This is a genomic window from Okeania sp. KiyG1 (genome assembly GCF_014132355.1).
GTDB lineage: Bacteria > Cyanobacteriota > Cyanobacteriia > Cyanobacteriales > Microcoleaceae > Okeania.
In genome coordinates, this window is the sequence record NZ_BLZO01000055.1 from 23,822 (window position 1) to 38,942 (window position 15,121).

Annotated in this window: 10 protein-coding genes and 1 other RNA gene; 3 read left to right on the plus strand and 8 right to left on the minus strand. The window is 33.7% G+C overall.

Features of this window, described 5'->3' with window-relative positions; all coding sequences use genetic code 11:
• Positions 1 to 699 precede the first annotated feature (699 nt).
• The 3 genes from SAGCYANO_RS10100 to corA all read right to left on the minus strand — a co-directional run bounded on the left by SAGCYANO_RS10100 (position 700) and on the right by corA (position 6,509).
• A complete protein-coding gene (locus SAGCYANO_RS10100) occupies positions 700 to 1,569 on the minus strand; it encodes a phytanoyl-CoA dioxygenase family protein (RefSeq protein WP_202219956.1) in 870 nt (289 codons plus the stop codon).
• 704 nt (positions 1,570 to 2,273) lie between these two features.
• Positions 2,274 to 2,663, minus strand: an RNA gene (gene rnpB, locus SAGCYANO_RS10105) — RNase P RNA component class A.
• Between the two features lie 2,679 nt (positions 2,664 to 5,342).
• Positions 5,343 to 6,509, minus strand: a complete 1,167-nt coding sequence (corA, locus tag SAGCYANO_RS10110; RefSeq protein WP_202219957.1) for a magnesium/cobalt transporter CorA — start codon at positions 6,507 to 6,509, stop codon at positions 5,343 to 5,345.
• A gap of 510 nt (positions 6,510 to 7,019) precedes the next feature.
• On the opposite strand from corA, the gene SAGCYANO_RS10115 reads away from it, so the two are divergent.
• The gene (locus SAGCYANO_RS10115; RefSeq protein ID WP_202219958.1) at positions 7,020 to 8,237 is read left to right on the plus strand and encodes a lipid-A-disaccharide synthase-related protein; all 1,218 of its coding nucleotides are present in this window, start codon (positions 7,020 to 7,022) and stop codon (positions 8,235 to 8,237) included.
• A 670-nt stretch (positions 8,238 to 8,907) separates the two neighbouring features.
• Here the strand turns inward: SAGCYANO_RS10115 and SAGCYANO_RS10120 are convergent.
• The 4 genes from SAGCYANO_RS10120 to SAGCYANO_RS10135 all read right to left on the minus strand — a co-directional run bounded on the left by SAGCYANO_RS10120 (position 8,908) and on the right by SAGCYANO_RS10135 (position 12,945).
• The gene (locus SAGCYANO_RS10120; protein ID WP_202219959.1) at positions 8,908 to 9,621 is read right to left on the minus strand and encodes a hypothetical protein; all 714 of its coding nucleotides are present in this window, start codon (positions 9,619 to 9,621) and stop codon (positions 8,908 to 8,910) included.
• A 597-nt stretch (positions 9,622 to 10,218) separates the two neighbouring features.
• Entirely contained in the window at positions 10,219 to 10,851 is a 633-nt protein-coding gene (locus SAGCYANO_RS10125; RefSeq protein WP_202219960.1) for a hypothetical protein, read from the minus strand.
• Between the two features lie 278 nt (positions 10,852 to 11,129).
• Positions 11,130 to 12,161, minus strand: coding sequence for a leucine-rich repeat domain-containing protein (locus SAGCYANO_RS10130; protein ID WP_202219961.1), 1,032 nt, complete (start codon positions 12,159 to 12,161; stop codon positions 11,130 to 11,132).
• Between the two features lie 637 nt (positions 12,162 to 12,798).
• Positions 12,799 to 12,945, minus strand: coding sequence for a hypothetical protein (locus tag SAGCYANO_RS10135; protein ID WP_202219962.1), 147 nt, complete (start codon positions 12,943 to 12,945; stop codon positions 12,799 to 12,801).
• Positions 12,946 to 13,336: 391 nt separating this feature from the next.
• Between SAGCYANO_RS10135 and SAGCYANO_RS10140 the strand changes: the two genes are divergently transcribed.
• Together SAGCYANO_RS10140 and SAGCYANO_RS10145 are read left to right on the plus strand one after the other, a co-directional pair.
• Complete coding sequence (locus SAGCYANO_RS10140) at positions 13,337 to 13,489, plus strand: hypothetical protein (protein ID WP_202219963.1); 153 nt, start codon at positions 13,337 to 13,339, stop codon at positions 13,487 to 13,489.
• An 83-nt stretch (positions 13,490 to 13,572) separates the two neighbouring features.
• On the plus strand, positions 13,573 to 13,776 hold the full coding sequence (locus tag SAGCYANO_RS10145; protein WP_202219964.1) for a hypothetical protein: 204 nt from the start codon (positions 13,573 to 13,575) through the stop codon (positions 13,774 to 13,776).
• A gap of 319 nt (positions 13,777 to 14,095) precedes the next feature.
• On the opposite strand, the gene SAGCYANO_RS10150 is transcribed toward SAGCYANO_RS10145, so the two are convergent.
• Positions 14,096 to 14,818, minus strand: coding sequence for a M15 family metallopeptidase (locus tag SAGCYANO_RS10150; RefSeq protein WP_202219965.1), 723 nt, complete (start codon positions 14,816 to 14,818; stop codon positions 14,096 to 14,098).
• Positions 14,819 to 15,121: the final 303 nt, after the last annotated feature.

Genomic DNA, 15,121 nt, shown 5'->3' on the forward strand with positions numbered 1-15,121 from the left:
AAAACCAGCATTTATTTAGGATTTGCTGAAAAAGTCTTTTTCAAGGAGTAGGGGAGTAGGGGAGATTTTTTTTACCCAACTATGTGCCCAAAATACCAACTTTTTGAGCATGAAGAGCAGAAAGCCAGGTATTTTTTAAAGACCAAAAATTGCTTAAACCTTTATATGTAAATACTTTGAGATTTAATCAGCAAGCCCTATTTAAAGCTTCACAGAATGCAAAAGTTAGTACTAGCTGACATAGCAGTCTAAGGGAATAAATTTTCTGATTCTAATCTTAAAAAGAGGGGAGTATTTTTCAATATTTTTCCTGTATTGCCCCTATTCCAGATTACTCAACTGACATTTGAAGGTAATTATTATTTCTCAAGCCTAAAAAACTTAATACTAAGTAAATTCTATAATTAATTATTGCTCTGCTGATTAAATCTAAAAGCATTGACATATAAATACTTTAGCCTTTTTAGGAGCGAAACAAGTGCATCTGTTTCAGTCTAAAACACTCAAAAAGTTAGTATTTTAGGCGCATAGTTAGGAAGAAAAATCAAGGTACAATTCTTACTTCTACCTTCTCTAAATTCCCATTTATCCTGTCTTCCCATCCCCTCCTGGGAGGGGTTAGGGGTGGGTTGGGAGGGGCGAGGGGTGGGTTGTCTCCTGTCTCCTACCCCTACTAAAAGACCTTTCAGCAAACCCTAATTAACCATAAGCACCATGAGGTAGAAATCCCAAAATTCGCTTCAATCTTTCATCTGCTTCTTCATAACAATGACTAGGCATTTGATAATTCATAAATGGTGCATATTTATGTCCAACTAATCTTTTCCCATAGGTAATTTGTGTAATGTACCGGGTGACAGAAGATGAATTTCTAGAACCTCTATGCCAAACTTGATTGTTAAAACAAACTGCAGTACCCATTCCTCCAAGACAACTATGAATTTTATCTTCATATCCTAAAATATTGCCATCACAAAACTTACCAAACAGATGTGAAGCTGGAATAACTTGGGTTGGTCCGTTGTCTGGAGAAAATACATCAGTTAAGTAATAATTAACGGAAAATGCTAGAACATTCAAGCGAATATTGTTTAGGGGTTTACCATCAAGAGAAAGAACGTGTGGTGTATCATCTTGATGCCAGGCATTTTTTGCTAATCCATCAGTTTGAGGAGGAACTTTAAAAGAATTGTTGTGGATAACATGAACAACATTAGCATTAGGAATTCCATCATTTTTTGAGTAACCTGTTCCATTTGCTCCACCGATTAAATGTTCTGCAAATGTAACAATGGGTTCCATGGCAAACAAGTCTAGATTATCTTGGGAATGCTCAAACATTCGCTCCATTATTTTGATTGATGTGTAAGCTTTTGCTACTGGATTAGACCTGTCAGATTTTTCTTCTTCAGTTTTCTTTAAAATTTCATCTAAGTCATTTCTCAGAAGTTCACATTTTTCAGGTGTTAATACATTGGGAATAACTAAAAAACCATTAGTATGAAAATCTTCAATCCATGAATTTAATTGTTCTGTTGATGGAGTTTTATCAGCTAAATATTCAGGCATTTTTTCTCATTATTTTTTATAAGTGTTAATGGCTTTGTTGCACGAAAGTATATAGCTGCCGCACTTGCTTCGCATATCTACTTCATCACGGGCGGAAACTGCTGTAACTATTGGACAATAGATGAATAGAACATTAATGTTTGACAGAAAAAGGCTGAAACTTTTACCTGTAAATACTTTTAGCTTTGATCGGCAGAGCAATAACTATTGGACAATAGATGAATAGAACATTAATGTTTGACAGAAAAAGGCTGAAACTTTTACCTGTAAATACTTTTAGCTTTGATCGGCAGAGCAATAACTATTGGACAATAGATGAATAGAACACTAATGTTTGACAGAAAAAGGCTGAAACTTTTACCTGTAAATACTTTTAGCTTTGATCGGCAGAGCAATAACTATTGGACAATAGATGAATAGAACATCATTAACGAAGTCAGAAGTCAGAAGTCAGAAGTCAGAAGTTAACCCACCCCTCGCCCCTCCCCTCCCAACCCACCCCTAACCCCTCCCTGGAGGGGAGGGGAAGTAGGGGATTTGAGAAAAGCTCCAAAAATATTACGCCTTAAAAGGCGGGGTTGCGCGACCCATATTATTTTGATAATCGCGAAAGATAGCTATATAGCTGCGGAATGGATGTTCAGAACGCTACTTTCATGCAACAAAGCCAGTGTTAATTGTTAATTACTTGAGGATAAAAAATAAGGAAAAAGTAGGGAGTAAGCCGGGTTCTGTTCCCTTAACTGAAACCAGCTAAGAGGGCAGTTATCTATCTGGGACGCCTGTTACCAGACACCTCTAGCGGTACACTTAAAAACGGAGCTGGAAAAAGACCAACCATTGCCCCTCCGACCTTGCTCCCCGCCGGGGTTTACCTAGCCAGTACCTCACGATACTGCTGGTGCGCTCTTACCACACCTTTGCACCCTTACCTCAGAGATTTGAATAATATCTCATCTCCAGGGCGGTATTTTTCTGTGGCACTATCCTCACGATCGCTCGCACTGGGCGTTATCCAGCAAGCTTGGTCTTTTGGGAGCCCGGACTTTCCTCAGACCCAAGATATTGAGTCCGCAACTGCCTCACCTACTTTATCCTTATATTTACAATATGTTAGCAAATAGTACCAATTTTATGTGAGGCTACACAGAATTAGGTGGTAGGTCTTAGGTCTTAGGTCTTAGGTCTTAGGTCTGATTAAGACCGGGACTTAGGCAAATGCACTATATATAGTAGATAAAAACTATAGCACTATGGTATATATAGTGTTTTTGTCGGAAAAATCTGTATGAAATTGATTAACTTGTGTATCTTGAGCTACAATCAACTCTGATTAAGACCGGGACTTAGGCAAATGCACTATATATAGTAGATAAAAACTATAGCACTATGGTATATATAGTGTTTTTGTCGGAAAAATGGGTAAGTCCTGAATATATTATTCTATGGAACTTAGAAATGAATTTGATATAAATCGCCTATTGTTAATTTTTTACCCAGAATAATTGTGATGAATATAGAAACAATTAATAGGGAGCAGGGAGTAGGGAGTAGGGGAAAATTATTGATGAATAAGAGTGCAATAATTGATTGAATTTTTTATTATTGGAGATGTCTATTAGCCATATATCTTAAATTCCAAATCATCTAAGATTAACGTAGCAGCGTACTTTACTTATTTTCTAATTTTTCTAATCCCTACTATCTTGTGGCTACATTTCAATTTTCAACCTAAAAAACAGTCTATAGCAATCCTATTTCAGTTGCAGGTAATTTCAGTTGCAGGTAATTTCAGTTATCAGTTATTAGTATCTCTGCAATCAGGAAGCTTGCATAAAGAATATTCTTTTTTTATCCCCTTAAAAGGGTCGGCGCATACCTAGAATTTTTCGGTAAAAATATCTTTGAATTTAGGGAACAGGGAATAGAGAGTAGGGGGAAAAGCTTCAGAGTTTTTATATATCCCGCTCTTTTTTACAAATCATTTGAGATGGTTATATTATCAAAAATTCATTGATCTATCCTGTGGCTAGATTTTAATTTTAAAGCTCAAAAAAATCTATAGCAATTCTATTTCAGTTGCGGGTCATTTCAGTTATCAGTTATCAGGGATCAGTACCTCTATAATCAGGAGGCTTTAAATCTGGAATATTCTCTTTTTTTATCCCCTGAAAAAGTGAGGCGCATACCCAGAATTTTTCGGTAAAAATATCTTTGAATTTAGGGAACAGGGAATAGAGACTAGGGGTAAAAGTTTCAGAGTTTTTATATATCCCACTCTTTTTACAAATAATTTGACATTGGTATATCATCAAAAATTCATTGCTCAAACAATATGAATAAATTATTGGCTATGAATGTATCCTCATCTTCTACTTCTATAGTAGTTGAAAGATTTTTGAACCATTAACTACTATCTATCTTGTAGCTATATTTCAACTTTAAAGCTCACAAACAGTCTATAGCAATCCGATTTCTGTTGCGGGTCATTTCAGTTATCAGTTATCAGGCACGCTTCCTATGGTCGGAGCTACGCTAAAAGTTATCAGTACCTCTGTAATAAGGAGGTTTTAAATCTTGAATATTCTCTTTTTTTATCCCCTTAAAAAGTGAGGTGCATACCCAGAATTTTTCGGTAAAAATATCTGGGAATTTAGGGAACAGAAAATAGAGACTAGGGAATAGATAATATGGGTAAAAGCTTCAGAGTTTTTATTTTTATATATCGCGCTCTTTTTTACAAATCATTTGGCATTGGTATATTCTCAAAAATTCATTGCTCAAACAATATGAATAAATTATTGGCTGTGAATATCTCCTAATCTTCTGTTTCAATAGTAGTTGAAAGATTTTTGAACCATTAACTACTATCTATCTTGTAGCTATATTTAAACTTTAAAGCTCACAAACAGTCTATAGCAATCCGATTTCTGTTGCGGGTCATTTCAGTTATAAGTTATCAGTGATCAGTACCTCTGTAATAAGGAGGTTTTAAATCTGGAATATTCTGTTTTTTATCCCCTTAATCGGTAAAAATATCTGGAAATTTAGGGAACAAAAAATAGGGAACAGGGAATAGATAATAGGGACAAAAGCTTCAGAGTTTTTATCAAAATAACATGGGTTTAAAACCCCGCATTTTAAGGCGCAATATTTTTGGAGAGTTGCTCACGCATCCCCGTTACAAAAATAACTTCTGACTTCTAACTTCTGACTTCGTTAAATATCCCGCTCTTTTTTACAAATCATTTGGCATTGGTATATTCTCAAAAATTAATTGCTCAAACAATATGAATAAATTATTGGCTATGAATGTATCCTCATCTTCTACTTCTATAGTAGTTGAAAGATTTTCAAACTATTAACTACTATCTATCTTGTGGCTATATTTCAATTTTCAAGCTCACAAACAGTCTATAGTAATCCGATTTCTGTTGCGGGTCATTTCAGTTATCAGTTATCAGGCACGCTTCCTATGGTCGGAGCTATGCTAAAAGTTATCAGTACCTCTGTAATAAGGAGGTTTTAAATCTTGAATCTTCTCTTTTTTTATCCTCTGAAAAGGTGAGGTGCATACCCAGAATTTTTCGGTAAAAATATCTGGGAATTTAGGGAACAGAAAATAGAGACTAGGGAATAGATAATATGGGTAAAAGCTTCAGAGTTTTTATTTTTATATATCGCGCTCTTTTTTACAAATTATTTGGCATTGGTATATTCTCAAAAATTAATTGCTCAAACAATATGAATAAATTATTGGCTGTGAATATCTCCTAATCTTCTGTTTCAATAGTAGTTGAAAGATTTTCAAACCATCCTCTTCGCCAAAAAAAGTAAATCAAACTAATAGCAGTAGAAAACATTATGACTAAGCAAAGAGGATAACCATAATACCAGTCTAATTCTGGCATATTCCAAGGAGATTGTGCAGGGTCAAAATTCATCCCATAAATTCCGGCGATAAAAGTTAAAGGAATAAAAATTGATGAGATAACAGTTAGTAACTTCATTACTTCATTCATTTTATTATTTACAGAGGACAAATAAATATCCATTAAATCAGAAGCTAAATCTCTGTAAGTTTCTACTATATCTCTGAGTTGAATTGTATGTTCATAACAATCTCTAAAATAAACCAATACATCAGGATTTATTAAATTACTGCCATCTCGAATCAGAATATTCATTGCTTCTCTTGATGACCAAATAGTTCGTCGTAATGTTAATAATTCTCGCCTCAGTTTATAGATTTTTTGCATGGTATGACGGTCTGGTTTAAATACTACTTCATCTTCTAGTATCTCTATCCGTTCTCCATATTCTTCTAATACAGGAAAAAATCCATCAATAATTGTATCTACTAGAGAATAAGCTAAATAATCTACTTTTTGTTTCCGAATAATTCCTCGATTATTTTTGATTCTTTCTCGTACAGGTTTCAGACAATCATATTCAGGATTTTCTTGGACTGTGATTAAATGTTTTTCTCCTAAAATAATACTGACTTGTTCTTTTTCAAATGGTTCTGAATCTGATTTTATTCTTACCATCCAGGCAATAATTATGAGTTGATTTTTGTCATGTATAACTTTAGGTCTTTGTGGTACATTAACAATATCTCCAACACTCAGAGGATGTATTTGAAATACTTTTGCCATCTGTTGCCAAGATGTTTGATTGCCCAAACCAAGTACATTAATCCAAGAAACTGATTCTGATTTTAGGTAGGGAATACAAACTTCTGGGTTTACTATTTTTATTCTGGTAGCTATATTTTCTGTATAATCTATTAGAGCAATTTCTGGTGGTGGAGCATCAGGTTCTAAATCGAGAGTTCCAGGTAAATCTTCTGGATCGTCATAATAATAGTCAACATAAGATTCTTCTTCCTCTGAAGGTAATTCATGAGGATTAGGTTGTATATTGATTGAATGTGCCATAATTTGAAAATTATTTGAAAATTATAAGTACTACTTCTAACAATTTTAAGTTTGATAAATAAACTGATATAAGGTGATTTTCTTTTAACTTTATTTTTTTGATAAAAGGGGTTTAAATATAGCAATATGATTTTAGTTGTGAGATATTTGGAGACTTTTGTTTTAGGGAATAGGGAATAGGGGATAGGGAATAGGGAAGAAGAAAAAAACTAATACATAAGAATAAGATAACTGCTATATTCTATACTTCAAAGGAAAACCTCAATTCTCACATCTGATTCCTGATTGCTATATCTTTTGAAATTGACCTTATATCATGTCTGCTTAATTAGCGATCAAAAACTTTCTTCTTCTTTTCCTTCTTTATTTCCTCCTGACTCCTGACTCCTGACTCTTGACTCCTCCGTCGTTATTTATTAAGTATTCAACCGGACATGATATTATTCCTTCTTGTCTTTAATTTTGACAATTAGAAAACTTAAAAAATTTATATTTGTCTCAATAATAATTATGAAAACAAAAAATATACTGTTTTTAAGTAATGGTCACGGAGAAGATACACATAATTGTCAAATTATTAAAGCTTTTACAAAAATTTGTTCAGATACAACTATATCAGCTATGCCTATTGTTGGTGCTGGTAATAGTTATAAAAATTTAGGAATACCAATTATTGGCCCTACAGCAAATATGCCATCAGGGGGTTTTTTTTATCTGAACCCTTTATTATTATTTAAAGACTTAGGACAGGGATTAATTAGTTTAACTTGGCGACAGTTACAAACAGTTCGGAAATTTGCAAAAAACTGCGATTTAGTTATGGCTACTGGAGATATTGTAGTAGCAGCGATCGCTTATTGGACAAAGTTGCCTTATGTGGTGTTTCTTTCGGCTGATTCTAGTTATTATGAAGGTCGAATTAATTTGGGTTTAATATTGCCAAAATTACTGAATAATTCTAGATGTTTAAAAGTTTTTGTTAGAGATGCTTTGACTGCAAAAGATTTAAACCGACAAGGAATAAAGAAGGCAGAATTTGTTGGTACGCCTGTGATGGATAATTTAATTTCTACAGGAAAAGATTTACAGCTTAAACCTGGATTATTTACTATTGGTATTTTACCTGGTTCTCGTTTGCCGGAGGCTGGCAGAAATTTATCTTTGTTACTTAAATTGGTAAGAGAAATTGTTAAAGTTATGGGAGAAAATGTTTGTCAGTTTCGAGTAGCTGCCGTTCCTATTTTAATGTCTGAATTAGAAGCCTTTGTGGAGAATTCCGCAGGAATCACTAATTTTCAAAATTGGCAATATCAAGCAGGCAAATTGACATTTTTAACTGAGGAATGTGGGATAGAAGTAATTTGTTATGAGGATGCTTTTGCCGATATTTTACAACAATCAAATTTGGTAATTGGGATGGCAGGAACTGCAATTGAACAAGCAGTAGGATTAGGAAAACCTGTTATTACTATTCCCGGTGAAGGTCCTTCATTTACTTATCGGTTTGCGGAAGCTCAAACCAGACTTTTAGGTTGTTCAGTACAGGTTATTGGTAAACAGCCAGCTAATAATTTTATTCTGGAAGAAGCAGCTCAAAAAGTAAAAGAAACTTTGGCAGATAAGGAGTATTTAGAAGCTTGTATTCGGAATGGTATTGAAAGGATGGGTAAACCTGGTGGTAGTGAAAAAATAGCCGATTATTTAATTCAATATTTGAGTAGGGAATAGGAAACAAAAAATCCCCTTGAAGAAGAAAGAAGGAAGAAGGAAGAAGGAAGAAGAAAAAAAGGAAAAAATGGATGGGGACTCAAACCCCAACCAATTGTAAACACTGTGTAGACAGCGGGGTATTATACCAATTTGAAAAAAGAATATTACGAATAATAAGTGCGATAGAACTCCCTTCCGCTGACGCGACTGAAAGATTTTGCAAGAAATGTCCCTTTGACAAAAAAGAGAATTTATGACCTAAAAAATCGTATTGAAGCCATTCATTCTGACTCGCTGACTCCTGACTCCTGACTCCTAAGAAATACCCTAGCTATTTGTAGCACACATTTATCACGCTTGGTATTAAACCCAAAATAAAAAGATAATTAAAATTAGGATATTTCGGGGAATTTTTATAGAAAAACAGAATTATTTTATTTTGCTCTGAGTTATTTTGACTGAATTTTTACTACTTAGTAAAAAGGATACAGATAGTCACACAATAGACATCTCCCATAATAATAAATCAAATCAATTATTGCACAGAAATTATCAATTCTTTTCTCCTACTCCTTACTCCCTACTCCCTTTTTTCTGGAGATGTCTAATAATAACAGATTAAAGTTGAATTTCCGTTTCAATTGAGATTGCCGACTATTTCGTTCGAGCAGGCAATTTTTCAATTAAGTTAATCCTCTACTTCATCATCGTCATCTATTAATTCATAATCTATCGCTATTAGTCCTGATCTCTCCTCTTCTTCCTCGTAATGTATTGATTCTATCCAGTTCTTTTCTTGGTTGTAATATATCAACTCTATACAAAATTTAGTCACAAAACGCAGAATTTTTTCTATTTTTGTATTGTTAGCAATTATAATTTCATCACTTATAGAATCAGTTTTATCGAAAATTGTAGGAATTAAAATTTTCTGATACTCATACATATTTATGTGTTGTTTTGAGATTGCTTCTATAGTTGTTTCCATATCACCACTACTAATAATATTGGCAATAATCTCTTCTGTATTACGCTCCCAAACAACTCCCCAAAAACCATCATTACAATCAGCATCACCTATATTAATAACTATTCTTAGAGGCAACAATAATTCATCCATTCCTACAATATCAAAATCAAACCAGTAGTATCTTCCTGTATCATAATCTGGATCGTTTTCATATCCTTCGGCGTGATACAAATGGTGTTCAGGGATATTAGGGCAGTCAAGATACATCGCTGTACTGCAACGACCTAAAATATTAACTATACGAACAGGCATAAACATTTCATCTTCATTAAATATCCCTTTTTCGTTGAAAGCAACCTTCAACAACTCTGGTATTTCTTCGCTAAAGTTGCCTTTAAATGGAGATAGCTTATTTATACAGGTTGGCCACATAATTATTCCTGATATTTAAGAGTAATCTTTACCTAATTATATATGTTATTTGAAATTTTAGTCAACCAAGTACATTAAGTTATTTTATGCTTTAAATTAGTAGTTAAAAGACAAACTAGAGTCTATTTTTAAGCTATTCAATACAGGGGTTATATCGAAAATCAGCTAATAATTTTACTCTGCAAGGAGCAGCTCAAAAAATCCAAGAAACTTGAGAAGAAGGAAGAAGGAAGAAGGAAAGAGTAGATGAGAACTCAAACCTCAAGCAATTGTAAACACTGTGTAGACGGCGGAGTATTAAACCCAAAAGAAAAAGATAATTAAAATTAGGATATTTCTGGAAAAACTTATAGTAAAACAGAATTATTTTATTTTACTCTGAATTACTGTGGGTTAATTTTTACTGCTTAGTAAAACTGATACAAATAGTCAAATAATAATAACAGATTAAAGTTGAATGCCTCTTTCAATTGAGACTGCCGAATATTTTGTTTTATCGGGCAATTTTTCAATTAAATTAATCCTCTACTTCATCATCGTCATCTATGAATTTTATACCATCATTTCTCTTCATATAGATTGATTATATAATTATCGCTATCTGTCGATTATATAGGATTTGTAATGTGACTTCCATTCATAGAAAAACTGAATCGCTAAACGTATAATTTTCTCTAACTTTAAATCCTTAGCAGGTATAATATCATCTAAAAGACCACCCCTATCAATATTATCAAAAATTTTAGGAATTACAATTTCCTGAGATTCACACATATTTATGTATTGCTTTGAGATTGCTTCTACCGTTGTTTCGCAATCACCACTACTGATAATATTAGAAATAATCTCTTCTGTATTGCGATCGAAAACAACCCCCCAAAAACCATCATTACAATCAGCATCACCTTCATTAAAAACCATTCTTAGGGGCAACAATAATCCATCTATTCTTAGAATATCAAAATCAAACCAGTAATATCTTCCTATATGATAATCTAGAGCTTCTTTACGTCCTTCAGTATGATACAAATGGTGTTCAGGAATATTAGGACAGTCAAGATACATCACTGTACTGCAACTACCTAAAATATTAACTATACGAATAGGCATAAACATTTCACCTTCATTAAATATCCCCTTTTCGTTGAAAGCAACCTTCAACAACTTTGGCATTTCTTCGCTAAAGTTGCCCTGGATAGGAGATAGATTGTTTATACATTTAGGCCACATAATTATTCCTGATATTTAAGAGTAATCTTTACCTAATTATATATCTTATTTGAAATTTTAGTCAATTAAGGGCATTAAGTTATGTTTATGCTTTAAATTAGTAGTTAAAAGGCAAACTAGACTCTATTTTTAAGCTGTTCAATACAAGCGTTATATCAAGAATCAGCTAATAATTTGACTCTGCAAGAAGCAGCTCAAAAAATAAAAAAAACTTGAAACGTAAGATTTTCCCTCTTCCCCCTTTGCTCTTCCTTTTTCCCTCTTCCCTCTTCCTTCTTTTAAAAACGACAAATTGATTCTGGTTGGACGGGGCAAATTCTAGCAACTGGGTTATTTCGCAAATTCAATACATCTAATTTAATTAAAGTTGAAAGAGAATTAATGTCTGTAATTCTGTTACGACTTAAATCTAGAAAACTAAGATTTGTCAAAGTTGATAAAGAATCAATTTTTTGAATTTGATTGAAAACCAGAATCAGAATTTTCAGATTCCTTAAACGAGAAAGGTTGGAAACTTCAGTAATGTAATTATCGCTCAGATTAAGATAAGTTAGATTAGTGAGGTTAGAAAGAGAAGAAATGTCACTAATTTGATTGCGATACAAATACAAATTAGTGAGGTTAGTTAAGTTAGATAAGGGCGCAATTTTTCTGAGTTGATTATCGTTAAGATATAGGCGAGTTAAATTGGTTAAATTTGCTAGGGGTTTAATATTTATAACACGATTAACTCCGATATTTAGTTCAGTTAATGTTGTTAAATTGGATAGAGAAGATACATTTTCAATTTGATTAAAAATTAGACTCAGATGAGTTAATTTAGTTAAATCAGATAGAGGAGATATATTTCTTATTCTATTATCGTTGAGTTCGAGTTCAGTTAAATTAGTTAGTTTAGACAATTCAGAAATATCTTCAATTTTATTACTATCGAGAAATAAATGAGTTAAATTAGGAAGGTTAGATAGAGGGGATAATTCTTGAATTTGATTAGCATTTAGGGATAGTTTTGTGATATTTTTCAGGCTGGATACAGGAGCAAGATTTACAATATAATTATTATTGAGGGAGAGAGCAGAAAGACTAGAAAGTTTTTTGTCTGCTTCAATACAGTCATTCGTTCTGGCTTTTTGCAAGAGAGTTTTAACTGTATATTGAGAAGAGGGAGAAATATTTGTTTGATTTAAACACCATTCTCTAAAGGTAGAAAAATTTTCTGGCGAGGTAGAATTAGCCTTTAAATAAGGTTGCATCAGCAGTATCCCTACCCAAATATAAATTCCCAAAAATATGACTTTTAGTCTTTTCATTGCACCTTCTACTCCAAAATTTTATTAATATTAAAGTAATTATAATCAATGCGATAACAGGGAATAGGGAATAGGGAATAGGGAATAGGGAATAGGGAATAGGGAATAGGGAACAGGGAACAGGGAACAGGGAACAGGGAACAGGGAATAGGGAAAAAACATTTCCCTACCTGGGGTTTACGATCGGTCTATGTCCTAAGCAACTTGTTCCCTGCTATATGTGTTGAAAAAACTATCAAGACATAGCATTTATTTTAAAATCTTCGCAGAATACCTGTTCCATTAGGTACATTGGAGTCAGATATAAACGTCGATAGAACAACAAAAAAAAGAAGAAAGCTGATAGCTTCGTTATTATATACAGCAAATTTCAGGATGAGGTACAGTTTCAGACTAATCTATAATTTTTCTTCATTTCTTGTTCTCTATTTCCTGTTACCTATTTCCTGTTCCCTAAAAGTATAAAACTTTTTACCCGATCAACTCGAAAACTGCTGTATTAATTCACAGATGAATAAGTTTTACCATCTTGTTTTTAATTAGTAAAATTAGATAAATTTTTCACAGATAGCGATCGCCACGATACACCAATACTCATACCTTCGCGATCGAACGCTTGTTTGACTCGCAAATGAAATTAACCTCCCAATCCCCACGGTTTTAATTTTAATGGAGGTGTTTTTATCCATACTCGAATCAATATTCCACTACGGGAAACTTCATCTACTCCCAAAACTTTTGTAGACTCAATAAAACTATTTTGCCATTCAACTTCACTTTGCATTGTTTCATACCAAATCCGCCTTAGCAAGAGGGTACTTTTAAAAGTTGTAGCCTATGCTATATATAGGATTTGTGGATAAAATAAGTCTCCTTTTCTTTTATACCCGGATTTGGTCTCAGCTACTGATTGAATTACTTCTATAGCTTTTTTCATATCTGCAGTTATATGGGCAACCCAAAAGCATTTTTCTACTTTGTACAGACGTTGCATACAACGTCCCTACCTACTCCCTACCCAAAAATAATTTTGTGGTCTACTTAAATGAAAAGCGCTGTAATTGGAAAATTGTACTAGATTGCTTAACAAAGTTTAACTAAAATGTAAATTTTGTTACAGAATTAAACATAGCAGTCTTGAGATAATATAAATGAAATTGTCCCAATAATCATCAATGAACAACTTCGCTTCTTTTGTATTGCCCGCCATCTTAGGACTAATAACTGGAGTCGGTCACGGAATCATTTCCCATAAAGCAGACCTTCCAGTATCTTTAACAGAGCAAGTTGCATTGCCCCTACAAATTGGTCAGTTCCCAGAACCTTAAAGATAAATTTTTATTAAAAGTATCTGTTAATACAAAAATATCTGAGATAATGAAAAAGTAAGGAATTGAGGAGACTTAGTTCTATGAACTCTCAAAACTCTCAGCACTTAGATAATATATCTGCTTTAGATCGAGTTGTGGTGACATTTTTGGTAGCATTTTCTATGTTCATTGTTAGTTATAGTGCAACCCGTGTTTATCTAACTCAATCATCTGAACAAACCCCTCAAGTTGAATCTAATGTTATTCCCCATCCAGCTTCTTTGTGGAGCGATCTGGGTCGATAATTTATACCATCGAAGCGGAGATAATCTTTGATTTTCAACACCCATAAACAAGTTATTTTTCTGAATATACTTTTATATAAGCTGTAACTTTTCAATATCAAAATGTTACAGCTTATAATAATTTTAGATGTTATTTGACATACTCCTGACGTTGCGCTTGAGCGACAACGCTGGATTCTTCAACCCGCAAAGGAGTTGCAGTTTATACAGAGGTGATGTCCTCCCCCTGTCTTTTTCAGTATACCATGTTCTGGTTCTCCCATACGGCGCTGAATCAAATTTGAATCCCACAGCATACCCCTGATAACTGATAACTGTTTCAATTTACTCGTCCATACCGCGCCACAACCTCACTTCCACCATTCTCCTGACTTGTCAACCAAGCCCACATCTGGTCGCCCAGAGAAAAATGCCACCATTCATGTTGATGTTGCTTAAACCCCACCGATAACATCACTTCTGCCAATAACTGTCGATGTTGATGATATTTCTGAGCATCCTCATTTTTGCTATCCAAAAAATGATTCGGATAAGAGCGGGGAGACAACTCATCAATAGGAGAACCCATATCAACAGTTTTGCCATTAGCATCCACTAAAGTTACATCCACAGCAGCACCAGTGCTATGAGATGGTGGGGTAGCAGGGTCTAGACTAGGAGCCGCCCAAAACTGATAAACTAACTCTAAAATTTCTTGACGTTTTGCTTCTGTCAGCTCCGGACTATCTAATGTTAAACCTTCAGCTTTTACTGTTTCTACAAAAGTGTAATCTACCATAAATTTTTGTACAGCAATGGGGCGATAAGCATCAAATATTTGGATGTGCCAATTGGGATATTTTTGTTGTAGTTTGGTTTGAGCTGCCATCAAACGATCTAATACTTTTTGACGTAAAAAATAAGGTGAATTTGCTGGAGATAAATGATAAGGTGCGCCTAATTTTTGATAGGGATGGGGTGATTCAATGGCAAATTTTTCTAAGGGAATTGGGATGAGTGGTTCGTGACATTCTTGGATTTTAATTTTCTGGTATGGTTTCATTATAAATTGGCACTCAGTTATCAGTAGTCAGCTTACAATTATCAGGTGGAAGTACTCAATTATTGCTAAATTTAAAGCAATATTTTACATTTAGTAGCTTGGGTTGAAAATTTTTAGGGCGGTTATTTGCAGGATAAACCTAACACGATATCTGATTTTGTTGGGTTGCACTACCGTTTAACCCAACCTACAGTATTATAACTTCCCATTACCTAATTTCAAACTTCTGTAAAATCTAAAATAAATTCCGGCAATACATTTTCCCCATATTAACTATTAGGATTTTCCCATATTTATACTTAA

Excerpts from the sequence above, each read along its gene's own strand:
- SAGCYANO_RS10120 (WP_202219959.1), bottom strand. The coding sequence starts at position 9,621 with ATGTGGCCAACCTGTATAAATAAGCTATCTCCATTTAAAGGCAACTTT.
- SAGCYANO_RS10140 (WP_202219963.1), top strand. The coding sequence starts at position 13,337 with ATGAACAACTTCGCTTCTTTTGTATTGCCCGCCATCTTAGGACTAATA.
- SAGCYANO_RS10125 (WP_202219960.1), bottom strand. The coding sequence starts at position 10,851 with ATGTGGCCTAAATGTATAAACAATCTATCTCCTATCCAGGGCAACTTT.
- SAGCYANO_RS10150 (WP_202219965.1), bottom strand. The coding sequence starts at position 14,818 with ATGAAACCATACCAGAAAATTAAAATCCAAGAATGTCACGAACCACTC.
- SAGCYANO_RS10100 (WP_202219956.1), bottom strand. The coding sequence starts at position 1,569 with ATGCCTGAATATTTAGCTGATAAAACTCCATCAACAGAACAATTAAAT.
- SAGCYANO_RS10145 (WP_202219964.1), top strand. The coding sequence starts at position 13,573 with ATGAACTCTCAAAACTCTCAGCACTTAGATAATATATCTGCTTTAGAT.
- corA (WP_202219957.1), bottom strand. The coding sequence starts at position 6,509 with ATGGCACATTCAATCAATATACAACCTAATCCTCATGAATTACCTTCA.
- SAGCYANO_RS10115 (WP_202219958.1), top strand. The coding sequence starts at position 7,020 with ATGAAAACAAAAAATATACTGTTTTTAAGTAATGGTCACGGAGAAGAT.
- SAGCYANO_RS10130 (WP_202219961.1), bottom strand. The coding sequence starts at position 12,161 with ATGAAAAGACTAAAAGTCATATTTTTGGGAATTTATATTTGGGTAGGG.
- SAGCYANO_RS10135 (WP_202219962.1), bottom strand. The coding sequence starts at position 12,945 with ATGCAAAGTGAAGTTGAATGGCAAAATAGTTTTATTGAGTCTACAAAA.